The 25,866-nt window shown below is 74.7% G+C and carries 19 protein-coding genes; 6 read left to right on the forward strand and 13 right to left on the reverse strand.

Translation table 11 applies throughout. The annotated features are described in order from the left end of the window. Positions 1 to 60 precede the first annotated feature (60 nt). Positions 61 to 1,476 carry an N-acetylglucosamine/diacetylchitobiose ABC transporter substrate-binding protein gene (gene ngcE / locus V6U79_RS24445; protein WP_334615962.1) on the reverse strand — a complete coding sequence of 472 codons (1,416 nt, stop codon included), beginning with the start codon at positions 1,474 to 1,476 and terminating at the stop codon, positions 61 to 63. A gap of 192 nt (positions 1,477 to 1,668) precedes the next feature. On the opposite strand from ngcE, the gene V6U79_RS24450 reads away from it, so the two are divergent. Then, a complete protein-coding gene (locus tag V6U79_RS24450) occupies positions 1,669 to 3,096 on the forward strand; it encodes an acyltransferase family protein (protein WP_334615963.1) in 1,428 nt (475 codons plus the stop codon). Here V6U79_RS24450 and V6U79_RS24455 read toward each other — a convergent pair. Continuing rightward, entirely contained in the window at positions 3,068 to 4,558 is a 1,491-nt protein-coding gene (locus tag V6U79_RS24455; RefSeq protein ID WP_334527337.1) for a CoA-acylating methylmalonate-semialdehyde dehydrogenase, read from the reverse strand. The genes V6U79_RS24450 and V6U79_RS24455 overlap by 29 nt on opposite strands. Further along, positions 4,555 to 5,856 (reverse strand): aspartate aminotransferase family protein, encoded by a 1,302-nt coding sequence (locus V6U79_RS24460; protein ID WP_334527340.1) that lies wholly within the window; start codon positions 5,854 to 5,856, stop codon positions 4,555 to 4,557. The genes V6U79_RS24455 and V6U79_RS24460 overlap by 4 nt, the downstream gene beginning before the upstream one ends. A 257-nt stretch (positions 5,857 to 6,113) precedes the next feature. Between V6U79_RS24460 and V6U79_RS24465 the strand changes: the two genes are divergently transcribed. After that, a complete protein-coding gene (locus V6U79_RS24465) occupies positions 6,114 to 7,088 on the forward strand; it encodes a hypothetical protein (RefSeq protein ID WP_334527343.1) in 975 nt (324 codons plus the stop codon). A gap of 193 nt (positions 7,089 to 7,281) precedes the next feature. Next, the gene (locus V6U79_RS24470) at positions 7,282 to 9,885 is read left to right on the forward strand and encodes an MXAN_6230/SCO0854 family RING domain-containing protein (RefSeq protein WP_334615965.1); all 2,604 of its coding nucleotides are present in this window, start codon (positions 7,282 to 7,284) and stop codon (positions 9,883 to 9,885) included. 42 nt (positions 9,886 to 9,927) lie between these two features. Here V6U79_RS24470 and murD read toward each other — a convergent pair whose 3' ends face one another. Further along, complete coding sequence (gene murD / locus V6U79_RS24475; protein ID WP_334615966.1) at positions 9,928 to 11,277, reverse strand: UDP-N-acetylmuramoyl-L-alanine--D-glutamate ligase; 1,350 nt, start codon at positions 11,275 to 11,277, stop codon at positions 9,928 to 9,930. Between the two features lie 90 nt (positions 11,278 to 11,367). Here murD and V6U79_RS24480 point away from each other — a divergent pair, with 90 nt between their 5' ends. Beyond that, the gene (locus V6U79_RS24480) at positions 11,368 to 12,723 is read left to right on the forward strand and encodes a MurL-like N-terminal domain-containing (RefSeq protein WP_334615967.1); all 1,356 of its coding nucleotides are present in this window, start codon (positions 11,368 to 11,370) and stop codon (positions 12,721 to 12,723) included. A gap of 131 nt (positions 12,724 to 12,854) precedes the next feature. Here the strand turns inward: V6U79_RS24480 and V6U79_RS24485 are convergent, their stop codons facing one another. From V6U79_RS24485 to V6U79_RS24510, 6 genes are all read right to left on the reverse strand, one after another. Continuing rightward, a complete protein-coding gene (locus V6U79_RS24485) occupies positions 12,855 to 14,636 on the reverse strand; it encodes a PucR family transcriptional regulator (RefSeq protein ID WP_442933817.1) in 1,782 nt (593 codons plus the stop codon). 53 nt (positions 14,637 to 14,689) lie between these two features. Continuing rightward, positions 14,690 to 15,565, reverse strand: a complete 876-nt coding sequence (locus V6U79_RS24490; RefSeq protein WP_334615969.1) for a TrmH family RNA methyltransferase — start codon at positions 15,563 to 15,565, stop codon at positions 14,690 to 14,692. A gap of 49 nt (positions 15,566 to 15,614) precedes the next feature. Next, entirely contained in the window at positions 15,615 to 17,855 is a 2,241-nt protein-coding gene (locus V6U79_RS24495) for a transglycosylase domain-containing protein (RefSeq protein ID WP_442933818.1), read from the reverse strand. Between the two features lie 167 nt (positions 17,856 to 18,022). After that, the gene (locus tag V6U79_RS24500) at positions 18,023 to 18,829 is read right to left on the reverse strand and encodes a hypothetical protein (protein WP_334615971.1); all 807 of its coding nucleotides are present in this window, start codon (positions 18,827 to 18,829) and stop codon (positions 18,023 to 18,025) included. A gap of 153 nt (positions 18,830 to 18,982) precedes the next feature. Continuing rightward, positions 18,983 to 20,089, reverse strand: a complete 1,107-nt coding sequence (locus tag V6U79_RS24505) for an SPFH domain-containing protein (RefSeq protein ID WP_334615972.1) — start codon at positions 20,087 to 20,089, stop codon at positions 18,983 to 18,985. 5 nt (positions 20,090 to 20,094) lie between these two features. Continuing rightward, positions 20,095 to 20,568, reverse strand: coding sequence for an NfeD family protein (locus tag V6U79_RS24510; protein WP_334527370.1), 474 nt, complete (start codon positions 20,566 to 20,568; stop codon positions 20,095 to 20,097). An 88-nt stretch (positions 20,569 to 20,656) separates the two neighbouring features. On the opposite strand from V6U79_RS24510, the gene V6U79_RS24515 reads away from it, so the two are divergent. Then, a complete protein-coding gene (locus tag V6U79_RS24515) occupies positions 20,657 to 21,973 on the forward strand; it encodes a serine hydrolase domain-containing protein (RefSeq protein ID WP_334615973.1) in 1,317 nt (438 codons plus the stop codon). 28 nt (positions 21,974 to 22,001) lie between these two features. On the opposite strand, the gene V6U79_RS24520 is transcribed toward V6U79_RS24515, so the two are convergent. Next, positions 22,002 to 22,814, reverse strand: coding sequence for a DUF3097 domain-containing protein (locus V6U79_RS24520; RefSeq protein ID WP_334615974.1), 813 nt, complete (start codon positions 22,812 to 22,814; stop codon positions 22,002 to 22,004). Positions 22,815 to 23,093: 279 nt separating this feature from the next. Here V6U79_RS24520 and V6U79_RS24525 point away from each other — a divergent pair, with 279 nt between their 5' ends. Continuing rightward, the gene (locus V6U79_RS24525) at positions 23,094 to 23,888 is read left to right on the forward strand and encodes an Rv1486c family protein (RefSeq protein WP_334527379.1); all 795 of its coding nucleotides are present in this window, start codon (positions 23,094 to 23,096) and stop codon (positions 23,886 to 23,888) included. 33 nt (positions 23,889 to 23,921) lie between these two features. On the opposite strand, the gene V6U79_RS24530 is transcribed toward V6U79_RS24525, so the two are convergent. Both V6U79_RS24530 and V6U79_RS24535 read right to left on the reverse strand, forming a co-directional pair. Next, a complete protein-coding gene (locus tag V6U79_RS24530; RefSeq protein ID WP_334527388.1) occupies positions 23,922 to 24,788 on the reverse strand; it encodes an HAD-IIA family hydrolase in 867 nt (288 codons plus the stop codon). Then, positions 24,737 to 25,768: a ferrochelatase gene (locus V6U79_RS24535; RefSeq protein ID WP_334615975.1), complete on the reverse strand. Its 1,032-nt coding sequence runs from the start codon at positions 25,766 to 25,768 to the stop codon at positions 24,737 to 24,739. The genes V6U79_RS24530 and V6U79_RS24535 overlap by 52 nt, the downstream gene beginning before the upstream one ends. Between the last annotated feature and the right edge of the window lie 98 nt (positions 25,769 to 25,866).

Consider the following 25,866-nt stretch of genomic DNA (forward strand, 5'->3'; position numbering starts at 1 on the left):
GGGGACCTACCTACCTCGGGGGCCGGTGGGGACGGGTGGCCCGCCCCCACCGGCCGGGTGTCACACGGCCCGCTTGTACTTCTTGACCGAGCTGTCCTGGGCGATCGAGTCGGCGCCCTTCTGGCACTGGTCGAGGAACTCGGCCGGGCCGATCCGGCCGCTGAAGAACTCGCCGCAGGCGGCGTCGACCAGGTTCCGCTCCAGCTTGCGGTAGTAGTTGTTGTAGACCCAGTTGAAGCCGTTGGCGCCGGAGGCGTCCAGCGCCTTGACCACCGTGTCCAGCCCGTAGGGCAGCTCCACGCCCTCGGTCGAGCCGGCCACCACGGTCAGGCTGGAGACCCTGCGGGTGAAGTCCTGGGCACCCTTCTTCGACAGCATGGTCCGGAAGAACTCCAGGCCGCCGGCGATGTTCTTCGCCTTGGCCGGCACCATGAACGGCTCTCCGGCGGTGCCGCGGAGCGCGGCGTACGGCAGCTTGTCGCCGCTACCCAGGCTGGGGGTCGGCGCGATGGTCATGTTGAACCCGGCCGGGGTGACGTCCTTCTGCTCGCTCTCCAGCCAGGATCCGCAGGAGATGAAGGCGGCCTTGCCCTGGCACCAGGCGGTCTGCGACTGCTTGTGGTCCAGGCCCGGCGAACCCTCCAGGATGTACTTGTCCTTGACGATCTGGTGCCAGGCGTCGGCGGCGGCCTTCATCGCGTCGGACTTCCAGGCGTTGGGCTCCAGGTTGTCGATCGCGGTGGCGACCGACGGCCCGCCGAACTTGATCGCCGTCGAGATCAGCGGCCAGCTCATGTAGCGGGGGTGCAGGCCGGCGTACGTCCAGGGGGCGATGCCGGCGGCCTTGATCTGCTTGCAGAGCGCGATGTGCTCGTCCCAGGTCTTGGCGTACGCCCAGTTGCGCTCGCCGAAGAGCTTGGCGGAGTGCCAGATGCCGTAGACGGTGTAGGTGTAGTTGAAGACCAGGAACCGGCCGTCGTACGAGCCGACCTCGACCGCGCCGGGCAGCAGGGTGTCCTTGACGGTCTTGCCGGGGATGTCGAGGCTCGGCGCGGCGAGCAGCTCGCCGAGGTCGGCGAGGGCGTTCTGCGACACCAGGCCGTTGAAGTCGATCTGGCCGGCGCCGGAGTTGTTGACCACGTCCGGCGGGGTGCCGTCGACGAAGCGCGGCTGGAGGGTCTTGCTGATCTCCTGGGTGGCCGAGTGCTTGATCTCGGCCTTCGGGTACTTCTCCTTGTACATGGCCTCGTGGGCCTTGGCGTACTCCTCGCCGAAGCCGCCGTTGAAGATGACCACCTCCAGCGGCGCGTCCTCCTTGACGCCAAGGGGGTTCTGCTCGCTCTTGGTGCCCTGGTAGGTGCCGCCCTTGGCCTTGTCGTCGCCACCGCCGGTGGCGCAGCCGGCGAGCAGACCGGCAGCGGGGGTGGCCAGCAGGCCGGCGGCGGCGGTACGCCGGAGCATGTCACGCCTGTTCATCAGCTCTCCTCGGATCGGGTCGGGCGGGCGCCGGTGCATGGGGGATGGCGTCCACCGCGCGAGGCACGTCGAATGTCTTCAGTTCATGTCGTGTTGCTGAAGAATTTCTACGGCAGGAGCGCGCCGACTTCAAGCCCCGGCGGCCGATCGTTATCACCACCGGCCGTCCCCGGGCTGGCATAGCCTGATCCCATGCGCCGCCTGCGACAGCTCGCCGAGCGCACCCCGGCCAGCCGGGAACGCTACGTGGACCTGCTCCGCGCGCTGGCCATCACGATGGTCGTCCTCGGTCACTGGGCCGTCGCCGTGATCGGCCGGGACGCCGGCGGCCAGCCCACCGGACGGTCGGCGCTCACCGACCTGCCCTGGCTGTACCCGTTCACCTGGCCGGCCCAGGTGATGCCGATCTTCTTCCTGGTCGGCGGCTACGCCAACGCGGCCTCGCTGACCCGGCACCGGGACCGCGCTGGCGAGGTGACGGGCTGGCTGCTGGACCGGGGCGCCCGCCTGCTGCGGCCCACCACCGCGCTGCTGGTGGTGCTCGTCACCGGGGCGGTGGTGGCCCGCGCGGCCGGCGTCGAGGCGCCGATGGTCCGCACCGTCGTCTGGTTCGCCAGCATCCCGCTCTGGTTCCTCGCCGCCTACCTCGTGGTGGTGCCGCTGACCCCGCTGACGTACGCGCTGCACCGGCGCTTCGGCCTGGCCGTACCGCTGGTGCTGGCGACGCTGGTCGCGGTCGGCGACGTGGGGCGGGCGGTGGGCCCGGCGGAGCTGGCGCTGCCGAACTACCTCTTCGGCTGGCTCGCCGTCCACCAGCTCGGCTTCGCCTGGTACGAGGCCCGGCGGCCGGACCGGCAGGACGACCGCGCACCGCGGTCCGCCGGGCCATCGCGACCCGGCGGCGTGCGGTCGCGCCGCCTGCCGCTGTCGCGCCGGGCCGGCTGGACGGCGCTGCTGGGCGGGCTGGCCGCGACGGTGCTGCTGACCGGCGTCGGCCCGTACCCGGTCGCCATGCTCAACATGCCGGGTGAGCGGCTGGACAACGCGGCGCCGCCCAGCCTGGCCCTGCTCACCCTGACCACCGCCCAGCTGGGGCTGATCCTGCTGCTGCGCGACCGGGCCGAGCGGTGGCTGCACCGCACCCGGCCGTGGCAGGCGGTGATCGCGGTGAACGCCGTCGTGCTCACGATCTTCCTGTGGCACCTGAGCGCCGCGGTGCTGCTGGTCGGCGCCCTGGACGCGGTGGGGCTGCTGCCGACGCCGCCGGCGGGCTCGGCCGCCTGGCTGGCCTGGCGGGTGCCCTGGGTGCTCATGCTGACCGTCGTGCTGGCCGTCCTGGTCGCCGTCTTCGGGCCCGTCGAGGCCCGGGCCGGGCGCCGCCGGACGGACCGCCGGCGCCCGGGCGACGCCGACCGGCGGCGGGCCGGCGGGTGGGCGACCGCGCGCACCGCGCTCGTCGCCGCCGGCTTCGCCGCCGTGGTGTACGCCCTGGTGGTCAACGCGGTGACGCCGAAGTCGGCGCCCGAGCCGCTCGGGATGCCCGTCCCGGCCCTGGTGGCGTACCTGGCCGGGGCGGGCACCCTGCGGCTGCTCAGGTCTGGGTGGGGAAACCGAGGTTGACCCCGCCGTGGCGCGGGTCCAGCCAGCGGCTGGTGACCACCTTGCCCCGGGTGTAGAAGCGCACCCCGTCCTCGCCGTGCGCGTGCAGGTCCCCGAAGAGGGACGACTTCCAGCCGCCGAAGGAGTAGTACGCCATCGGCACCGGGATGGGCACGTTGATCCCGACCATGCCCACCTCCACCTCGTGCTGGTAGCGCCGGGCGGCGCCGCCGTCGTTGGTGAAGATCGCCGTGCCGTTGCCGTACGGGTTGGCGTTCACCAGCTCGACCGCCTCGTCGTACGAGCCGACCCGGACGACGCCGAGCACCGGGCCGAAGATCTCGTCGGTGTAGATCGCCATGTCCGGGGTGACCCGGTCGAAGAGGGTCGGGCCGAGCCAGAAGCCGCCCGCCTCGCCGTCCGGTTCGACGTCGCGCCCGTCCACCACCGGCACCGCGCCGGCGGCCACCCCGGAGGCCACGTACGACCGGACCCGCTCGGCGTGCGCCGCGGTGACCAGCGGGCCCATGTCGCAGCCCCGCCGGCCGTCCCCGGTGCGCAGCCCCGCCATCCGCTGCGCGATCTTCGCGACCAGCTCGTCGGCGACCGGCTCAACCGCGACCAGCGCCGAGATGGCCATGCACCGCTCCCCCGCCGACCCGAAGCCGGCGTTGACCGCCGCGTCGGCGGCCAGGTCCAGGTCGGCGTCGGGGAGCACGACCATGTGGTTCTTCGCCCCGCCGAGCGCCTGCACCCGCTTGCCGGCCATCGCGCCGCGCTGGTGCACGTAGCGGGCGACCGGGGTGGAGCCGACGAACGAGACGGCCTTCACCGCGGGATGTTCCAGCAGCGCGTCGACCGCCTCCTTGTCGCCGTTGACCACGTTCAGCACCCCGGCCGGCAGGCCCGCCTCGGCGAACCACTCGGCCAGCAGCAGCGCCGCGCTCGGGTCCTTCTCGCTGGGCTTGAGCACCACCGCGTTGCCGCAGGCCACCGCGACCGGCACGAACCACAGCGGCACCATCACCGGGAAGTTGAACGGCGAGATCACCGCCACCACGCCGAGCGGCTGGCGCAGGCTGTACGAGTCGACCTCGGTGGAGACGTTCTCGCTGAAGCCGCCGCGCAGCGCCGAGGGGATGCCGCAGGCGTACTCGATCACCTCCAGACCGCGCTGCACCTCGCCGGCGGCGTCGGCGAGGACCTTGCCGTGCTCGGCGGTGATCACCTCGGCGAGCCGGTCGCGGCGGGCGTGGACCAGCTCGCGGAAGGCGAAGAGCACCGCGGTCCGCCGGGACAGGGAGGTGTCGCGCCAGCTCCGCGCGGCACGCTCGGCGGACTCGACGACCATCGCCACGTCCCCGCCGGAGGCCAACTCCACCTGACCGGTACGGCGGCCGGTGGCCGGGTCGAAGACGTCGCCGCGCCGCTGGGAGCCGCCGGAGATCCGCTTGCCGTCGACGAAGTGGCCGATCAGGTTCACGCCGGCACCTCGGCCGACGAGCGGATCGCGTCGACCAGGATGGCCAGCCCTTCCCGGGCCTCGTCCTCGGTCAGCGTCAGCGGCGGACCCATCCGCAGCACGTTGCCGTGCAGGCCACCCTTGCCGGCGAGCAGGCCGCCGGCCCGGCACGCCTCGAGCACCCGGGTGGCCAGCGCCGGATCGGGATCGGTGGTGCCGGGGCGGACGAACTCCACGCCGAGCATCAGCCCCTTGCCGCGTACCTCGGCCACACAGTCCAGGCCGCCCACCTCGGCGCGCAAACCGTCGGCGAGGATCGCCCCGGTACGGGCCGCGTTGGCCTGGAGGTCGTGGTCGAGCAGGTAGTCCAGGACGGCGTTGCCGGCGGCGGTGGAGACCGGGTTGCCGCCGAAGGTGCAGAAGCTGATCGCGGGGACCGACTCCAGCAGCTCGGCCCGGCCGACCACGCCGGCGAGGGCGAAGCCGTTGCCGATGCCCTTGGCGAAGGTGAGCAGGTCCGGGGTGACGCCGTGCGCCTGGTAGCCCCACAGGTGCTCGCCGGTGCGCCCCCAGCCGGTCTGCACCTCGTCGGAGACGAAGAGGATGCCGTGCTCGTCGAGGACCTTCTTCCAGGCGGCGAAGAGCCCGTCCGGCGGGTGCACGAAGCCGCCGACGCCCTGGATCGGCTCGGCGATCAGGCAGGCCACGTCGCCCGCGGTCTGGGTGGCCAGCACCTCGCGCAGGTCCTCCACGGCGGCGTCGACCCGGTCGGACTCGGGCAGCCGGGCGAGCAGGCCGCGCAGCCGCTCACCGGAGTGCAGCCAGGCCACCTGCAACGGGTTGAGCGCGCTCGCCGACCAGCTCCGGTTGCCGGTGACGCCCATGGTGGCGTACGACCGGCCGTGGTAGCTGTTGCGCACGGCGAGGATCTGCGACGAGCGGCGGTGGTTGGTGGCGAAGAGCAGGGCCGCCTCGTTGGCCTCGGTGCCCGAGTTGGTGAAGAACACCTTCGCGTCCGGGATGCCGGAGTGCCGGGCGATCTTCTCGGCCAGCTCGATCTGCTGCCGCACCAGGTAGAGCGTCGAGCTGTGCACGATGCCGGTGCGCAGCTGCCGCTCGACGGCCTCCCGGATCTCCGGGATGTCGTGACCGATCATGGTGGTCAGCACGCCGCCGAAGAAGTCCAGGTAGGTGCGCCCCTGGGCGTCGGTCACCCGGCGCCCCGAGCCGGAGACCAGCTCGATCGGCTCGGCGTAGTACAGCGGCATCCAGGACGGCAGGACGGCCCGGTGCCGGGCCAGCAGATCGTCGGTGGTCATCGTCGCACCCTTCAACGGTGGCGGTTTCGCTTCCCCGCACGCTCCCACCGCCCGCCCGCAGGGACAACTGTCACTGTGTAGCGCAGCGACCGTCCACGCCTGACAGCACGTCAAGCGCTCACTACGATTTCCGGCGCGCCAGCGAGCCGGCGCCTCCCGTCCCGCTGGTCGACCGGGGCTACGGCCACTGATTCCGCAGGCGACACCCGTGTCGTCGGTTGCCGCGGCACGCCGCGCCCCGCCGATACGATCCGGCGGTGCGGAACACGGAGGTGGCACTGCCCACCGGCGCGGCCGGGGCGACGGTCGGGCAGCTCGCGGTCGGCGTCCGTTCCTGGGTGGACTCCGCGCCGCTGCGCGCCCTCGTCGGCCACTTCGGCGGGGACTGGCCGACCGGCGACCTGACGGCGGTGCTGGCCGGGTTGGACGACTTCTCCGCGCGGCACTGGGACTTCCGCCGCGGGCGGGAACGCCCCGAGGCCCGGGAACCGGCGCTCGACCGGGCCACCGCCGGGCTGGTGCTCGCCGCGGCCGACCGGCTCGGACTGGTCGACTCCGGGCCGCCCGCCCGGCCCCGCTACACCCACCTGGTGGTGCTCGGCGGGCTGGCGCACGCCTGCCTGCGGCGCGTCGCGTACGCCCGGCACCTGCTGCGCACCGGCCCGTCGGTGACCGGGGAGGTGGCCGTGCTCGGCAGTTTCCGGCCCCTGTCCGAGGTGGAGCGGTCGGCGCTGGCGGCGGCCGGCGTACCGGGCGACACCGAGGTGGACGCCCTCGACGCGGCGGTCCGGCGGGCCTTCGGGGTCGCCGCGCCGGCCGAGGAGGACGGGCACGACGCGCCTCACCCGCACCACTCCTGGTCCTCGCGGACCTACCGGCCGGACGGGCTGCCGCCGGTCCGGGTGCTCGCCGCCCCGTCCAGCGATCCCGGACGACGCCGCGCGCACACCGCCGACACCCAGCGGTTCTGGGCCGAACACGTGCGGCTCTCCCCCGGCGACCTCGTGCTGACCGTCACCGCGCCGATCTACGTGCCGTTCCAGCACTGCGACGCGCTGCGCACCCTGGCCCTGCCGTACGGCTGCGGGATCGAGACCGTCGGTGTCGACCCGGCCCTGCCGGACCTGGCGGCCCTGCCGGAGCCGGCGCTCACCCCGGGCCGCTACCTCCAGGAGATCCGCTCGGCGATCCGCTCGATGCGCGCCCTGCACGACGCCCTCGTCGCGGCCTGACCCGCCCGCGCGCGGCGCCGGCCCGACCGGTTCGTCGCCCGAAACCGGGCTGCGCCACGTCGGTGCCGGCCGGTAGCCTTCGCGGCACGGCGAGGGCGGCTCCTGGGCGTGCTTCCTTCTCATCCCCTTTCTTGGTGAAACCTAGTGCGCCCGATCTCCGCCCTCGCCGTTCTGCTTCTCGGGGGAGGACGCGGTGACGACACGGCTGACGGCGCCGGCGACCGGCACGGCGGTGCATCCGGTGGCGGTCGCCCTGGTGCGACGCTCGGGCCTGGTCGCGACGGGTCTGCTCGGCGGCGCCCGGCGCAAGGTCAAGCGGGCCGGCCGGCGTCCGGCGACGGTCGACGCGGGGCTGACCGCCCTGGAGGCCGACGTGCTGGCGCTGGGCTGGCTGGTCGGGCCGCGGCTGCGGGCGAAGCTGGCCGGGCTGCCCGCCGACCGGCTGGCGGCCACCGGCCTCGGGCTGCTGGCCGTGCTGGAGTCGGCGGTCGGCGCGCACACCCCGCACGTGCCGCTGTTCCGCGATTTCCCCCGCCGGGTGCCGGCCGACACCGGCGAGCTCTACCTCCGCCGGGTCTTCACGCTGCTCCTCCAGGAACCCCTCCAGCCCTGCGTGCTCTGCGGCCGGGTGGACACGGTGGCGCCGGTCTCGCCGTGCGCGCACCTGGTCTGCCCCGCCTGCTGGGACGACGGCTACACCGGCTGCCCGCTGTGCCACCGCCGGCTCACCGGGGACGGGCCGTTCCACCCCGTCGCCGCCGCGCCGAGCGCCGGCCCGGCGCTGCCCCTGCCGCGTCGCGCCGCCGTGCTCGAGCTCGCCGACGACGTCGACCGGGCGGTGCACGGGGCGCTGGCCGCGCTGCTCGCCCGGCGGACGCCGCTGTCCCCGGCGGACCGGGCCGACCTGTCGGTCCTGCTCGACCACGCCGGCACCGCCGACCTCGGCTGGCTGCCGACCGAGGTCCCGGTCCGGGAGACGCGGGCGCTGCTGCTGGGCCGGCTGCTGGCCGACCCGCCCGCCCCGGGCCGGGTGGTGAGGCTGCTGGACCGGTACGTCGACACCGCCACCGACGCGCTGCGGCTGCTGTGGGTGCTGCACGGCGGCGACGCCGGCCTGGTCGAGCCGCCGAAGCGGCACGGGTCGCTGCCCCGGCCGCTGCGCCGGGCCCTGCTGGCCCGGCTGGACGCGCTCGACCTGGGGTCCCTCGTGGACGACCTGCTGCGGCACCGGTCCCGCTGGCTGCGCGCGGCGCAGTCGCTGCACCCGTTCGAGCGGCCCGACCGGCACCCCCGGGTGGCGGTCGCCTTCGCGGTGCTGCGCGGCACGACGGTCGACGACACCACGACACTGGGCCGGCTGCTGCGCGCGGCGGCCGGCACCCACCCGGCGCTGCTGCGGGTCGAGGGCGGCCGGCTGCGCGCCACCTCGTGGGGCGGCCGGGTGGAGGGCGCGCTGGTCGCCGGCGAGGTGGACCGCGCGGTCGGCCTGCTGGCCCACCGCCCGGGCGAGCTGCTGCGCCGGCTGGTGGCGGTGACCGCCCGCGCCGACGATCCGCGGCGGCTGCTCGGCACCGTGGCGACCGCGGCGCGTACCGTCTCGCCGGGCGTGCTGGTCGCGGCCCTGGGCGCGGTCCGCGGGGCCACCTGGCCGGCGGTGACGCGGCTCTACTTCCCGCGCGGCGGGCGGGCCCGGCTCTGGGCCGAGCCGGACCGGCGCCCCCGGCTGCCGTCCGGCCCCGGCGGGGAGCTGGACGGCCTGCTCACCGGCGAGCTGCGGCGACGCGCCGGCCTGCTGCCCCCGGTCGAGGTCGCGGTGGTCGACGCCGGCCTGGCCGACCTGACCGCCCCGTTCACCGAGCGCACCGCCTCGGCGGCGCTGCTCGCCCTGCCCCGGGGCAGCAGCCAGCCGCTGCCGCCGGGCCGGCGCGTCCGGCTCTTCCTGCACTGGACCGAGCCGGCCGGCACCCGGGTCGACCTGGACCTCTCCGTCGCGATGATCGCCGACGACGGCGGCTTCGTCGGCTGGTGCGACTACACCCGGCTGCGCTTCGGCGACCGCGCGGCGGTGCACTCCGGCGACCTGACCTCCGCGCCGGCCCCGCTGGGCGCCAGCGAGTTCGTCGACCTCGACGTGGCGGCGCTGCGCGAGCGCGGCGTCCGGTACGTGGCGATGGTGGTGTTCAGCTACAACGACGTGGCGTTCGAGGCGATGACCGACGCGTTCGCGGGCCTGATGGCCGACCCGGGGCGGGGGCAGCCGTTCGAGCCGAAGGCCGTCGAGCAGCGCTTCGACCTGACCGGCCAGGTCAAGGTCGCCACCCCGCTCGTGCTGGACCTGCGGGCCGGGTCGATGCGCTGGATCGACGCCACGATGACCGGCACCGGTGGCCACCACTCGGTGGCCCGCTACTCGCGGACGCTCGCCCGGCTCAGCGCGGCGGCGGACGGACACTTCGCCGCCGGACGGCGGGTGGACCTCTGGGAGGTGGCGTGCTGGCACGCCGCCGCCCGGGCCCGCACCGTGCTGGTCCGGCACCGCGACGGCGGGACGTCGACGTACCGGCGGGAGCCCGGTGAGGACGAGGCGGCCTTCACCGGCCGGTTGACCGCGCTCGGCCCGACGACGGTCGGCGGCGTCCCGGCCGCCGCGCCGGGATTCGCGGCGCTGGTCCGGGGTGACCTGCCGCTGGCCGAGGGCGCGCAGGTGTACGCGCTGTACCGCGGCGAGCTGGACGCGGAGCGGGTGCGCCTGCTCGACGCCGCCGACCTGGTCGCCGGGCTGGCCCCCGGCGACTGACCCCCGGCCATGGCCGGTGGGCGGCTACCGGCCGTCCACCGGCTACCCGGCGGCGGTGTCCCGGACGGCCTGGGCGAAGACCTCGGAGCGGTGCTCGAAGTTGCGGAACCGCCCGTAGCTCGGCGCGGCCGGGGAGAGCAGCACCACCCCGCCGGCCGGGGTCACCTCCCGGGCGAGCCGGACGGCGTCCACCAGGTCGTCGACCAGCTCGGTGCGCACCTTCGGCAGCCCGGCGAGCGCCTCGACGATCCGGGTGCCGCTGTCCGGGATGCCGATCACGGTGACCTCCCGCTCGGCGAGGTGCTCGGCCAGCGGCGAGTAGTCCAGCCCCCGGTCGGTGCCGCCGACGATGACGGTCAGCGGCCGGTCGTCGTACGCGTCGATGGCGTGCATGGCCGCGTACGGGCTGGTGGCGAGGGTGTCGTCGACGAAGGTGAGGCCGGACGGGTCGACGATCTCGGTGAGCCGGTGGGCGAGGCCCTGGAACCCGGCGACCGCCACGGCCAGGGTGTCCCGGCGGGCGACCACGTCGACGCCGAGCGCGTCGAGGACGGCGAGCGCGACGCAGAGGTTGCCCTCGTTGTGCCGGCCGACCAGCGGCAGCACGGCTCGGGGAAAGAGCGGCTGGTCGCCGAGGTGGAACCAGCGGGCGCCGTCGGGACCGGTGGCCACGTGCGCGGTGTCCGGGGTGCCGGCGCGGACCGCCGGCCGGTCGCCCAGTTCGGCGGCGAGCCGCGGGTCGGTGCCGTTGACCACGACGGTCTCGGGGCCGTGGGCCAGCAGGTTGAGCTTGTCCCGGTAGTACTCCCGCTCGCCGCCGTGCGCGTCGAGGTGCTCGGGGAAGAGCGAGGTGACGACCGCGACCCGGGGCGAGTCGGTCAGGTCGCTGCACTGGTAGCTGGAGAGCTCCAGCACGTACCGGTCGGCCTCGGGCAGGTCGAGGGTGGGCACGCCGATGTTGCCGCCGAAGACGTTCGGCCGGTCGACGGCGGCGAGCAGGTGGCTGATCAGGCTGGAGGTGGTGCTCTTGCCCTTGCTGCCGGTGACCCCGACGGTCCGCTCGGCGTGGTCGGCCATCCAGAGGGCCGTGCCCTGGGTGACGACGGTCCCGCGCCCGCGCAGCTCCACCAGCCACGGGTGGGTGTTCGGCACGCCCGGGGAGCGGACCACCACGTCGGCGGCGACCAGCCGGGCGAAGCCCTCCTCGCCGGTGACCAGGGGCGCGGCCTCGGCCAGCGGACCCTCCCAGGGCAGGCTGAGGAAGTTGGCGCTGTCGTCGACGGCGACCAGGTCGGCCGGGCCGTGCGCGGCGATGGCGGTCACGGCGGCCCGGCCCTCCCGGCCGGCCCCCCAGACGGCGACTCTACGTCCGCGCAGGTCAGACAAACGCACTTGTTCTCCTCCGGGGCGTTGCGGGGCGTTCGACGGGTGGGGTCCGACGCAGCCGGACACGGCCGGACGAACCAGGGCCTAGTATGGCGTGTGCCCAACGAGCAGCTCCGGCGGATGGACGCCTTCACCTTCCCGTCCTACTCGATCGATCTCGCCACCGGTGAGGCGTTGTTCGACTACGCCCTGACCGGCCCCGACGGCGAGCAGCGGTTCACCGAGGTGATCACGCTACCGTTGCCGGCCGACCCGCCGTCGGACGAGACGGTGGCCAGCCTGGGCCGGGTCCTGGAGCTGCTGCACGTCATCGCCGGGGTCAGCTACTACAAGGCCGCCGCGCCGCGCCGGCTGGTGCTGCCGGCGCCGCTGAGCTCGGCCGCCGCCGAGCTGGTCACGGCCGTCTACACCCAGGGCCTGGCCGAGTACGCCTACCGCAACCAGCTGCCGCACGTGCTCGAGCTGCGCCCGGAGGTGCCGGCCGGGGAGGTTTCCCCCGCCCGGGTGTACGACGACTCCGACCGACGTCCGCTCTCCGCGGTCGGCGGCGGCAAGGACTCGATCGTCAGCCTGGAGGCGCTGCGCCGGGCCGGCTTCGACCCGGTGCCCTTCTCGGTCAACCCGAACCACGTGATCGTCTCGGTGAACGAGGCGTCCGGGCTGGACGCCCTCGCCGCCCGGCGGCGGATCGACCCGGTGCTGTTCGACCTCAACGCGGCCGGCGCGCTCAACGGCCACATCCCGGTCACCGCGATCAACTCGTTGATCGCGGTCGCCACGGCGGTGCTGCACGGCCTCGGCCCGGTGGTGATGTCCAACGAGCGCTCCGCCTCGGATCCGAACCTGGTCTGGAACGGTCACGAGATCAACCACCAGTGGTCCAAGGGGGTCGCGGCGGAAGGGCTGCTGCGGGCGGCGCTGGCCGAGCACGCCGGTCTCACCGAGCCGTACTTCTCCCTGCTGCGGTCGCTGTCGGAGCTGCACATCGCCCGGCTCTTCGCCGGGATCGACCGGTACGACGCCGTGGTGACCAGCTGCAACGCGGCGTTCAAGCTGCGCGACGCCAGCGAGCGCTGGTGCCGGAACTGCCCGAAGTGCCGGTTCGTCTTCCTCGCCATGGCGCCGTTCATGCCGCGGGAGCGGATCGTCGGCATCTTCGGCGGCGACCTGCTGGCCGACGCCACCCAGCTCCCCGGTTACCGGGAGCTGCTCGGCGTGGACGGGCACAAGCCGTTCGAGTGCGTCGGCGAGGTGGAGGAGTCGGTGGTGGCGCTGGGCCTGCTCGCCGAGCAGGAGCAGTGGCGCGAGGCCCCGGTGGTGCGCGCCCTGGTCGACGCCGTCCCGGAGACCGCCTGGTCGGCCGCCGCCAACTCCGACGTCTTCACCCCCGGCGGCCCGAACTTCGTCCCCGCCCCCTACGCCAAGGCCCTCGAAGCTCTCCCCCAGAGCTGACCCCCACCCCCCACCCCGCCCTCCGGCGGTGATCATGAAGTTACCGTGGCGTTTCGTCCCTTTCGGTGCCGCCAACTTCATGATCGACCCCGGTTGAGGTCGGGTGGGCCGGTTGGAGGGTGGGGGGCGGGTCAGGGGGTGCGGATGGCGTCCAGGGCCAGCAGGGCGACGTGGAGTGAGAGGCAGGCGTCGACCGAGTCCAGGTCGACGTCGAGGATCCGGGCGATGCGGGCCAGCCGTTCGTAGAACGCCGGCCGGGACAGGTGCGCCGCGGCGGCCGCCGCCGACTTGTTGCGGCCCTGTTCGAGGTACGCCCGCAGCGTGCCGAGCAGCTGCTCGCGGGGGTGCCGGGCGTCGTGGGCGAGCAGCGCGCCCAGTTCCCGTTCGACGAAGGTCTGCACCCGCGGCTCGTCGCGCAGCAGGTGCAGCAGGCCGGCGAGCCCGACGTGCGGCAGCCGGAAGATCGGCAGGTCGCGCCGGTCCCGCCGGGCGGCGTCGGCGATCTGCCGGGCCTCGATCAGGGACCGGCGCGCCTCCCGCAGGCTGCCCACCCCGGATCCGGCCGCCACGATGACGGCGTTCGGTGTCGCGCCGCCCGCCCGACCCGCGGCCCCCGGCGGTGCGGCGTCGGCGCGGCCGGCCGCCGGGCGGGCCGGGGTGGCGTCCAGCCGGATGCGGCGCAGGGCGGTGGCGAACGCGGCGAGGGCGCGCTCCTCGGCGGCCGGGTCGGCGAGGGCGAGCAGCGCGCCGACGGCCTGGTCGTCGACGGCGCTGGTCAGCGCGGTGAGCTTCGCCTCCCGCAGCGCCTGGCCGACCGCCTCGGCGAGATCCCGCAGCCGGGCCGGACCGGCCTCCGGGGCAGCGTCGACGGAGAGGCCACCCTCCCCCGGCACGCCGGGCTCCCCGGCCGGCTCGTCGAGGCGGTGCCGGACCACGACCCCGACCAGGTGCCGCCGGTCGAGGGTGACGCCGAGCGCCCTGGCCCGCAGCGCGACCTCGTCCACCGGGCGGGAGTGGTCGAGCAGGGCGGTGAGCAGGGTGCGGTGCAGCTGCCGTTCCAGCCCCTCGGCGTCGCGCCGGATCAGCCGGCCCAGCGCCAGCGTGGAGGCGGCCCGTTCGATCAGGATGGTCAGCCGGGTCGGTGGTCCGCCGGCCGGGCGCGCGTCGACGCCTGCGCCGGTCAGGTCGCCGGCGCCGGGCCAGCGCAGCAGCAGCCGACCCCAGTCCTGCCCCCGCGCGCCCACCGTGGTCACCAGCCAGCCACTGTCGGCGTCGTACGCGGTCCGTCCGGCCGGGCGGATCCGGCGGGAGTGCTGCTCCCAGCCGTCCAGCAGCAGCTCGGCGCTCTCCCCCGCCGGGTCGTACGCCAGCACCTGACGGGAGAGGTTCTCCAGCACCACCGGGCAGCCGGCCAGCTCGGCCGCCTGCCGGACCACCTCGGCGGGGCCGGCGCCCTCCACGGACAGCTCGGTGAACCGCTGGTGGATCTCCTCGGCGGCCCGCAGCTCGGTGAGCTGGGCGTCGACGATCAGCGCGTGCACCGCCTCGGTGATCCGCACGAACGGGGTGGCCCGGCGCAGCTCGACCAGGGGCAGCCCGCGCCGCTCGGCGGCCGCCACCATCACCCGGGGCACCCCGCTGACGTACCGTCGGCCCAGCTCCACCACCAGCCCGGAGACGCCGACGTCGGCCAGGTCGGTGATGAACGCCCGCAGCCCGGCGTCGTCGGCGGGCAACCCGATGCCGGTGGTCAGCACCAGCTCCCCGCCGCCGAGCAGGGTGGCGATGTCGGGCACCTCGGCGACGTGCACCCAGCGGACCGGCCGGTCCAGGGCGGCGTCCCCGGCGACCAGGCGCGGAGCGCCGTGGCGTACCGGGTCGAGCGCCAGGACCTCACGGACGGTGGGGAACACGGGCGACACGCTACCGTCCGTGACTCCGTACCCCGACAGCCCGCCCGGCCCGGTCAGAGCGGGTCGTCGCGGCCCAGCTCCCAGCAGGCCACCGCGGTGGCGGCGGCCACGTTGAGCGAGTCGACGCCGCGGCGCATCGGGATGACCACCCGGGCGTCGCTGGCCCGCATCGCCGCCCCGGTCAGCCCGGCCCCCTCGGCGCCGAGCAGCAGCGCCGCGCGGGCCCGCTGCGCCGCGTCGAGCCGCTGGATCGGCACCGCGTCCGGGGCGGGGGTCATCGCCAGCACCGTGAAACCGGCCGCCCGGACCTCGGCCAGCGCGTCCGGCCAGGGCTCCAGCTTCGCGTACGGCACGGCGAAGACCTCGCCCATGCTGACCCGGACGCTGCGCCGGTAGAGCGGGTCGGCGCAGGTCGGCGAGAGCAGCACCGCGTCCACCCCCAGGCCCGCCACCGCCCGGAAGATCGCGCCCAGATTCGTGTGGTTGTTCACGTCTTCGAGGATCACCACCCGCCGGGCCGCGGCGAGCACGTCGGCCGCGTCCGGCAGCGGCTTGCGCCGGAACGAGGCGAGCACGCCCCGGTGCACGTGGAAGCCGGTGGCCCGCTGGAGCACGTCCGGCGTGGCCGCGTAGACCGGCGCGTCCCCGGTGTCGAGGTCGGCGAGCTGGTCGGCCCGCTTGGCGTCCACCAGGTACGACCGGGCCGGGTAGCCGGCGCGCAGCGCCCGCCGCAGCACCAGCTCCCCCTCGGCGATGAAGAGCCCGTGCGGGGGCTCCCAGCGGGTACGCAGCTCGACGTCGGTCAGCGCACGGTAGTCGGCGATCCGGTCGTCGTCGGGGTCGGTGATCTGGTGGACGGCCACCGGCCGATTCTGCCCGGTGCCGGTGACGCGCCGGACGGGGCGGTCCCGCCGAGCGGCGTACGCCACCCGGTGGTCGGCAGGGGCCCCTTCCCGTGGCGCGGGGCCCCGCTCCGGTTCAGCCGCGGCGGCCCTGGAGCCAGCGCAGGATGTCGGCGGGAAGCTCCCGTTCCCGCTCCGGCTGACGCTCCCGCGGGCTCGGGGACGGGCGCGGCGGTTCGGGGCGGCGCGGCTCGCCGGCCAGTTCGCGGCTGGGCGCGGTGAAGTCGCGGACCGGTTCGCCCTCGACGGCGCTGCGGATGGTGCGGGCGACCGCCGCGATGACCTGCGCCTGCACCGGGCCGCCGACCGCGTCGCTCGGGTCGTCCGGGTTGGCGGCGATGCCGGCGACCGCGACCTGCGGGGTGAACCCGACGAAGGTCTCGGTGGCGTTCCGCTCCGAGCTGCCGGTCTTGCCGGCGACGGGGCGGCCGACGATCCGGTCCACGCCGCTGGCCGTGCCGCCGTTGCACTGCTCGTACGCCGACTGCTGCCCCACCGGGCAGCGCGCCGCGTCGGTGGCCGCGCGGGCCACGTCCCGGCTCAGCACCCGCTTGCAGGACGGATCGCCCACCGGCAGCCGGGTGCCGTCCGGCGCCGTCACCGACTCCACCGGCGTCGGCGTGCAGTACGTCCCCTCGGCCGCCACGGTGGCGTAGGCGTTGGCCAGGTCCAGCGGGGTGGTGGCGGCGACCCCGAGGGTGAACGCGCCCCAGTCGGCCGCGTCGTTCTCGGCGAAGGACGCGTCGGCGTCGGCGCGGAACCTGATGCCCAGCCGCTGCGCCATCTCCACCACCTTGTCCTGGCCGACCTGCTCGGCGAGCCAGACGAAGTAGGTGTTCACGGAGCGGCCGAAGCCGTCCCACATCATCCGGTAGCCGTCCATCCGCGCCGGGTTGGCGTTCGCCGGGCACCACCTGCCGTCGCAGCTGGCCTCACCCTCGGCCGGGTACCGGGTGGGCAGCCGGCTGGGCGCGTCGAAGCCGGTGGAGAGCGTCCGGCCGGACTCCAGCGCGGCGAGCATGGTGAAGAGCTTGAACGTCGACCCGGCCTGGTAGCCCTCGACGCTGCCGCCGCCGGAGACCAGCGGGTTGACGGTCTGGTTCTCGCCGACGCCGTACTGGCGGTTGACCGCCATCGCGAGCACCCTGCCGGTGCCCGGCTCGACCGCCGCGATCGGCAGCGCCCGCTCGTCGTCGGCGGCGTAGACCTTCCGGACCTCCTCGACGGCGGTGGCCTGGACGTCCGGGTCGAGCGAGGTGACCACCCGGTAGCCGCCGCGGCGCAGCGCCTGCTCCCGCTCCTCGGCGGTGGCCCCGAAGGCGGGCTGCTCCAGCCACCAGCGGCGCAGGTAGTCGCAGAAGAAGCCGGCGCCGTCGGCGCGGGTGGCGGTGCAGCCGTTGGGCTGCGCGGTGGGGCGCAGGGTGAGCTTCTCGGCACGGACCTGCGCCGCCTGCGCGGCGGTGATCACGCCGGTGTCGGCCATCGCGTCGAGCACCTGCCCGCGTCGGGTCAGCGCCGCGTCCGCGTCACCGTCGATCGGGCTGTACTCCTCGGGGGACTGCACCAGACCGGCCAGCAGGGCGGCCTCGCCGAGGGTCAGGTCGGCCGGCGCCTTGGCGAAGTAGCGCTGGCTGGCCGCCGCGATCCCGTACGCCCCGGAGCCGAAGTAGGCGATGTTCAGGTAGCGGTTGAGGATCTCGTCCTTGCCGAGGGTCTTCTCCAGCGCGGTGGCGTACCGGATCTCCTGGAGCTTGCGCCCGACGGTCTGCTCGGTGGCGGCGGCCCGCTCCGCCGCGGTGCGGCTGGGGTCGGTCTTGAGCACGTTTCGGACGTACTGCATGGTCAGGGTGGAGCCGCCCTGGGCGGCGCCGCCGGCCGCGTTGGCGACCAGGGCGCGGGCCAGGCCACGCAGGTCGGCGCCGCCGTGGGAGTAGAAGCGCCGGTCCTCGATCGCGACGATCGCCTGCCGCATCACCGGGGCGATCTCGGCCAGCGGCACGTCGGTGCGGTTGACGTCGTAGAACGTGGTCAGCAGCGTGGTGCCGTCGTTGGCATAGACGTAGGAGCGCTGCGGGGTGGCCGGGGTGCGCAGCGCGGCCGGCAGGTCGGCGAAGGCCCCGAGGACCGACCGGGTGGCGAAGCCGGCCAGCAGGTTGCCCGGCAGCGCGGCGACCGCGAGAGCGAGGCCGGCGAGCAGGCCGGCGAGCAGCACGGTGAAGAGCCGCGACAGCGGCGACCGGGGGCGGGGCATGACACCCAGGATTGCCAGGTGGGACACGAGTGGGCCAGTTGGACCGACGAATGTCAGCCAACTCACCGTGACCGCGCGGCGACTTCCCCACTTCCGGCCCTTCCCCCACCCACCCGTCCCCTCCCGCGCCCGCCGTCCCCCGCCGTGCCGATCAAGAGGTTTGCGTCATCCCGACGGGCCGGGCTGACGCAAACCTCTTGATCACCGGGGCCGGGGCGCGGGGGGCGGGGTGGTCAGGCGGCGGGGAGGGGGCCCTGGGGTCCGTCCGGGCCCGGGGCCGCCGGGGTGGAGACGCTGGCGCTCGCGGCGTCCCGGGCGATGGCCGCCGGCACCAGGCGGCCGGAGCGGTAGCCGATGCCGATGCCGGCGATCAGCACGAAGATCGCGCCGAAGGTCTGCAGCGACCCGATCAGCGCCCCACCGAGCCCGAGCAGCGGCGCGGCGATCATCAGCATCGTCCCGTCGCCGATGCTGAACATTCCGGAGCGGGCCACCGACCAGCCGATCAGCAGCCAGCCCGCGCTGTAGCAGGTGGCGCCGACCAGCACCAGCATCCGGGCGGTGGTGCCGAAGACCGGGGTCAGCTCGGCGAGCCCGGCGAAGGGCAGCATCAGCACGGTGCCGGCGATGCTGGTGAGCAGCCCGGCCACGGCGACCCGGCGGCTGCGGGTCGCGGCCAGCAGGCCGGTCAGCGCCAGCAGGGCGAGCAGGCCCAGCCAGACCGCGGCCACCCAGCCGACCAGGTAGAGCGGCTGCCCGTCGGCCGGGTACGGGTCGTTGCCGACCCCGCCGTCGCTGGCCATCGCGACCACGCCGTAGAGCACCGCGTACGCCGGCAGCAGCCAGACCGACGCCCGGGCGAAGCGCCGCAGCGACCAGGCCCAGCTGGCGTTGGTGGCCGGCGCGACCGGCCCCGGGTCACCGACGAAGGGCAGCACCCCGAAGCCCCCACCGGTACGGCGGGTGCCCAGCGGGCCGGCCGGGTCGTGCGCGCCGGGGACGGGGGTGCGGGAGAACAGGCTCTGCGCCGGGTCCTTCATGCCTCACCTCGCTCGACTCCGACGAGCGGCGGGGGACGCATCCGGCGCCCCGGCTCCTGAACACCACCCGTCCATCAGGACCGATCGTGGCAGGCGCCGGGGCGCCGCATGAGGCTTTCTCGCATTTGCCGCCGGTGGGCGACGACGCGTGGGTCAGCCCCGTTCGCGCTGGTCCGCCGGGTCGTTGACCAGGCTCGCCGGGGAGACCGGCTCCGGCGCGGGCAGCCCCTGCGGGGTCTTGCCGCCGCTGGCCTGCGCCTCGGCGACGCGTACCTCGTCGTGGATCTCCTGGGCCGCGCTGGCCGCGGCCCGCGCCGCCTCCGCGGCCTCGCGCTCCACCTGGCTGGCGTGGTCGGCCGCCTCCGGCGCCGGGACGTCCCCGACCATGCCGGCCAGCCCGCCCAGCGCGCCGCCCATGCCCTCCAGGGCCTTGGTCAGCTCCGCCGGCACGATCCACACCTTGTTCGCGGTGCCGTTGGCGATCTGCGGCAGCGCCTGGAGGTACTGGTAGGCCAGCACCTTCTGGCTCGGGTTGGCCTGGTGGATGGCGTCGAAGACGGTACGGATCGCCTTGGCCTGCCCCTCGGCCTGGAGGATCCGGGCCTGCCGGTCACCGTCGGCGCGCAGCACCGCCGACTGCTTCTCGCCCTCGGCCGTGAGGATCTGCGACTGCTTGTGCCCCTCGGCGGTCAGGATCGCCGCCCGGCGGTCCCGCTCGGCGCGCATCTGCTTCTCCATCGAGTCCCGGATGCTGGCCGGCGGCTCAATCGCCTTGATCTCCACCCGGGTGACCTTGATGCCCCAGCGACCGGTGGTCTCGTCCAGCACCCCGGAGAGGTGGCGGTTGATCTCCTCGCGGCTGGTCAGCGCCCGCTCCAGGTCCAGCGAGCCGATCACGTTCCGCAGGGTGGTCACGGTGAGCTGCTCGATCGCCTGGATGAAGTTGGCGATCTCGTAGGTGGCCCGGACCGCGTCGACCACCTTGTAGTAGAGGACCGTGTCGATCGACACGACCAGGTTGTCCGAGGTGATCACCGGCTGGGGCGGGAAGCTGACCACCTGCTCGCGCATGTCGACCTTGGTGCGCACCGCGTCGATGAAGGGGACCAACAGGTTCAGCCCCGGGTTCAGGGTGCGCTTGTACTTTCCGAGCCGCTCCACCACGTCCTGACGCTGCTGCGGCACGATGCGTACCGCCTTGACCAGCACCACCACGACGATCAGCGCGACGGCCACCAACAGGACCGCTGCAAACTCCATACCGCTCACCTTTTCGCTTCCGGCAACTCGCCGGGGGAGGAAATGTCGTCCTGCCAGACCAGGGCGGTGGCGCCCTGGACCTTGATCACCTGCACCCGCTCACCGGGCTCGAAGGCCTGCGTCGCGTCGTACGGCCGCGCGCTCCACAACTCACCGTCGATCTTGACCAGCCCGCGCTCGGCGTCCACCCGCTCCAGCACCAGCGCGGTGACGCCCTCCAGCGCCTCCACCCCGAACGGCCGGTCGCCGGTCTCCAGCGCGCTGCCCGCGTGCCGCCGGATGACCGGCCGCACCACCGCCACCGACAACGCCGAGACCACGGCGAAGACCAAGGCCTGCACGGGGATCGGGGCGCCGAGCGCCGCGGCACCGGCCGCCGCGAACGCGCCCGCCGCGAACATGATCAGAAAAAGCGTCGTCGTAAAGATCTCGGCGACCGCCAACAGCACACCCAGCACGATCCACACCACGGCGTCCACCCCACGATCGTGACACGCCGATGCACGTCCCCGCCGCCCCGCATGATCAGTAAGCTCGGGCGGACCCGCACCCGCCGAGGAGGACCGCGTGCCCCTGCTGCCCGAAACCGCCCGACAGGTCGACATCCTCGTCGCGGGGGCCCAGGCCACCGGCCGCGCGCCGTCGCTGGTCCTCGGCGTGGTCCGGGACGGGACGCTCACCCACCTCGCCGCCGCCGGTGACCACCCGCGTCCCGACGCCGACCTGCAGTACCGGCTCGGCTCGATCAGCAAGACCATGACCGCGGTGCTGGTGATGCAGCAGCGCGACGCCGGCCGGCTGACCCTGGACGACCCGCTGGAGCGGCACCTGCCCGGCACCGCGGTCGGCGCGCCGACCCTGCGGCAGCTCCTCGGGCACGCCGGTGGCCTGCAACGGGAGCCGGACGGGCAGTGGTGGGAGCGGACCGAGGGCACCGACCTGGCCACCCTGCTCGCGGCGCTGACCCCGGCGAAGATCGCCTACCCGCCGCATCGCGCCTACCACTACTCCAACCTGGCGTACGGGCTGCTCGGCGGGGTGCTGGAGCGGGTCACCGGGACGCCCTGGGCCGAGCTGCTGCGGGAGCGCGTCCTGACGCCGCTCGGCCTGACCCGCACCACCTACCACGCCACCGAGCCGTACGCCCGCGGCTACGTGGTGCACCCCTGGCACGAGACGCTGCGGGAGGAGCCGCGGACCGACACCGGGGCGATGGCGCCGGCCGGGCAGCTCTGGTCGACCATCGACGATCTGGCCCGCTGGGCGGCCTTCCTCGCGGACCCCGACCCGGCGGTGCTCGCCCCGGCGACGCTGACCGAGATGTGCGCGCCGGTGGCGATCAGCGATCTCGACTCCTGGCGCGGCGGGCACGGCCTGGGGCTGGAGCTCTACCGCGAGGGTGACCGGGTGCACGTCGGGCACGGCGGTTCGATGCCCGGGTACGTCGCGACGCTGGCGGTGCACCGGCCCAGCCGTACCGCGGTGGTCGGCTTCGCCAACTCGTACGGCCTGCGCGGCACCCACCTCGGTGGGCTGGCGCGGCAGGTGCTCACCCTGGTGCTGGACGCCGAGCCGGCGCCGGTGACGCCGTGGCGCCCCGCCGCCGCGCCGCCCCCGGCGGAGCTGACCGAGCTGACCGGCCGCTGGTGGTGGATGGGGATCGAGTACGAGTTCCGGATCGACGGCGGCACCGGCGAACTGCACGGCGGGCCGGTGGGCCAGCGGGCCCTGCGGTTCACCCGGGAGGGGCCGGACCGCTGGCGGGGCCACTCCGGCGGCCAGGACGGGGAGATCCTCACCGTCGTCCGGGACGGGGCGGGTCGGGTGGTCGCCCTGGACATCGCCACCTTCGTCTTCACCCGCACCCCCGACCAGGCCCCCTGAGCCTGCCCGGACACGCCTCGACCGAGCGTCAGGCCGGCTCGGTGACGAAGTCGATCAACCGCTCCATCGCGTTGATCAACGGGGTCTCCACGTCGGCGAAGCTGTCCACCCGGGAGAGGATGTGCCGCCACATGGCCGCCGGCTCGGCCACCCCGAGCGCCGCGCAGACGCCCTCCTTCCACGGCCGGCCGGGCGGGACCACCGGCCAGGCCGCGATGCCCAGCGCCGACGGCTTGACCGCCTGCCAGACGTCGACGTACGGGTGACCGGTGACCAGCACGTACGGCGAGGTCACCCGCGCCACGATCCGGCTCTCCTTGGAGCCGGGCACCAGGTGGTCGACGAGCACCCCCAGCCGGCGGGTCGGGCCGGGGGCGAAGTCGCGCACCTCGGCGTCGAGGGCGTCGATGCCGTCCAGCGGCTCCACCACCACGCCCTCGATCCGCAGGTCGTCACCCCAGATCCGCTCCACCAGCGCGGCGTCGTGGATGCCCTCCACCCAGATCCGGCTGGCCTTGGCGACCTGCGCCCGGACGTTGTCGACCGCGATCGAGCCGGAGGCGGTCCGCCGCCGGGCCGCCGGCACCGGGTTCCGCGCCGGCCGGCGCAGCGTGACCGGCCGGCCGTCGAGCAGGAACGCCGCCGGTAGCAGCGGGAAGTTGCGCCGCCGGCCGTGCCGGTCCTCCAGCACCACCGCCCCGGACTCGAAACCGACCACCGCGCCGCAGAACCCCGAGTCGGCGTCCTCCACCACGAGGTCGACCTCGGCGTCCACCTCGGGCGTGACCTTCCGCCGCCGCCAGTCCCCCGCCAACACGTCGTCCCCATAACGCCCCACCACGCCCACCACGCTAACCCCAGCGGCACCATCCGTCCCGCCGCCATCCCGGGGCAGGATCGCGCTGGATCCTGGAAGCAGTGGTGTCCGGGTCGGGGCGAGGCCACCACGTCCAGGAAGTGGCACGATCAAGCGCCGCGGCCGGGCCCGGCGCGGTCCGGGGCCGCACGAAGGGCTCGGATCGGGGCGTTCCGCCCAGGACAACCGCATGATCGACAGGGGCGCGGCGGGGGTGGCGCGGCAGTCGAGACAGCGACGGCGGGAAGCACGTACCCTTTCCGCATGTCCTCCCCCGCAACGGGCGCGGCCACCCTGGCCGCACGCCGGTCGAGCCGCTTCGTCGCCTGGGTGCGCGCCTGGCGCGCCGGCCTGGTGCCCTTCGACGAGGTCGCCGAGGAGATCGCCGGCGACGAGGAGCACCTGGTCGCCGACGCCCCCGGCACCTGGACGGACGTCCCGCTGCGGGACGCGCTGCCCAGCCTGGCCCGGACCTCACCCGACGAGATCCGGCTGGTGCTGCCCGCCCCCGGCGACCCGCGCGGGCTCCCCGGGCCCGGCGACTTCGCCGGGGCCGCGCTGCTCGCCGGTGAGGCCGTCGTCGCCGGCTCCCTCGGGTTCATCCCCGAGGTCCGCACCCACACCTCCGGCTCCGGGGTGACCTTCGAGACCGTGCTCTGGCGGGTCTACCCGCTGCCCGTCGACGCGCCGAAGGCGTCGCTCGGCACGCCCGGCGCGGCCGAGGCGGAGGCGGAGCTGGCCACGGCGCTGGCCGAGACGACCGCCGCGCTGACCCGGCTCGACGTGGCGCAGTGGCGGCCCGAGCTGGCCGGGGCCCTCGCCGCGCTGCGCCGCCCGGACGGCGCCACCGACCTGCCACCCGGCTTCGACCCGCGCGCCCGCCGGCTCTTCGCCCGGGCCGCGGTGCTGGACCGGGTGCTCGCCCTGGCCGGGCACAGCGCCCCCGGGGGAGCGATCAACAACTACGAGGCCCAGCAGCGCGACGCCGCGCTCCGGCCGCTCACCACCGCCTGCCGGCAGGCCCTCGTCGCCGCCTGCAACGCCCCGCTGCGCCCCTGACGGCGGCGGCGTGGGCCGCTGCCCCCGGGGATGTCAGATCTCGTCGATCAGGTCCGCGACGGAGTTGATGATCCGCGACGGCCGGTACGGGTAGCGCTCCGCCTCGACGCGGCTGCTGATCCCGGTCAGCACCAGGATGGTCTCCAGCCCCGCCTCCAGGCCGCAGAGGATGTCGGTGTCCATCCGGTCGCCGATCATCGCGGTGCTCTCCGAGTGCGCCTCGATGGTGTTCAACGCCGAGCGCATCATCATCGGGTTGGGCTTGCCGACGAAGTACGGCTCCACCCCGGTCGCCTTGGAGATCATCGCGGCCACCGAGCCGGCGGCGGGCAGGGCGCCCTCCACCGACGGGCCGGTCACGTCGGGGTTGGTGCAGATGAACCGCGCCCCGTCGTTGATCAGCCGGACCGCCTTGGTGATCGCCTCGAAGCTGTAGGTGCGGGTCTCCCCCAGCACCACGTAGTCCGGGGCGAAGTCGGTCAGCACGTACCCCACCGCGTGCAGGGCCGTGGTCAACCCGGCCTCCCCGATCACGTACGCCGTGCCGCCCGGCCGCTGGTCGGCGAGGAACTGGGCGGTGGCCAGCGCCGACGACCAGATCGCCTCCTCCGGCACGTCGAGCCCCATCCGGACCAGCCGGGCCCGGAGATCGCGCGGGGTGTAGATCGAGTTGTTGGTGAGCACCAGGAAGGGCTTGCCGGAGGCGCGCAGCCGTTTGACGAACTCCGGCGCGCCCGGCACCGGCTGGCCCTCGTGCACCAGCACGCCGTCCATGTCGGTGAGCCAGCTCTGCACCGGCTTGCGGTCATGCATCTGTTCGTCCCAGGGGGTGTCGGGGGATGGTCGGCTCAGGGCCGGCGGGCGGCGGGCACGCAGCACGGCGTGGGGCAGGTGTCCCACATCGGCAGCTCACCGAGGCGGCGACGCAGCCGCTCCCCGTCCGGCGTGGTGCGCTCGGTCACCAGCTCCCGGACCATCGCCACGAACCGCGGGTCGGTGCCGGGGGTGCCGGCCCGGACGAAGTCCAGGCCGAGCTGCTTGGCCGTCTCCAACGCCTCGGTGTCCAGGTCCCAGACCACCTCCAGGTGGTCGGAGACGAAACCGATCGGGCTGACCACCACGCCGGTCACGCCGGACCCGGCGAGCGCGGCGAGGTGGTCGTTGATGTCCGGCTCCAGCCACGGCACCTGCGGCGGGCCGGACCGGCTCTGCCAGACCAGGTCGTACGGCAGGTCGGGGGCGGCGGCCGCGTGCACCAGCCGGGCGGTCTCCGCCATCTGGGCGGTGTACCGGCCCCCGTTGGGGCCCGCGGTCGCCGCCGCCGAGTTGGGGATGGAGTGCGCGGTGAAGACCACCCGGGTGGTCTCCCGCTTCGCCGGGTCGAGCTGGGCCAGCGCGGCCCGCACGGCGTCGGCGTGTGGCTCGACGAAGCCCGGGTGGTCCCAGAACTGACGCAGCTTCTCGATCAGCGGGGCGTCCGGGCCGACCGCGGCGCGGGCCGCGGCGATGTCCTCCTGGTACTGCCGGCAGGAGGAGTAACCGCCGTACGCGCTGGTGACGAAGGCCAACGCCCGCTTCACCCCGTCGTCGCGCATCTGCCCGACGGTGTCGGCGAGCATCGGGTCCCAGTTGCGGTTGCCCCAGTAGACCGGCAGGTCGACGCCGTTGGCCGCGAAGTCCGCCCGGATCGCGGCGAGCAGCTCCCGGCACTGCTGATTGATCGGCGAGACCCCACCGAAGTGCAGGTAGTGCTCGGCGACCTCGGCGAGCCGCTCGGGCGGCACCCCCCGGCCCCGGGTCACGTTCTGCAGGAAGGGCAGCACGTCCTCGGGCCGCTCGGGGCCGCCGAATGAGACCAGCACCAACGCGTCGTACGCCATGCGTCCATTCTTGCCGGTTGGCCCGGGCACTGCGGCGACGCCCCCTGCTCCGGCCACGCGGGTCGCGCGGTCGGCGGTCGGGGACGCCGCCGGGTCAG

Origin of the sequence: Micromonospora psammae, assembly GCF_036902725.1 — a bacterium.
Classification (GTDB): domain Bacteria; phylum Actinomycetota; class Actinomycetes; order Mycobacteriales; family Micromonosporaceae; genus Micromonospora.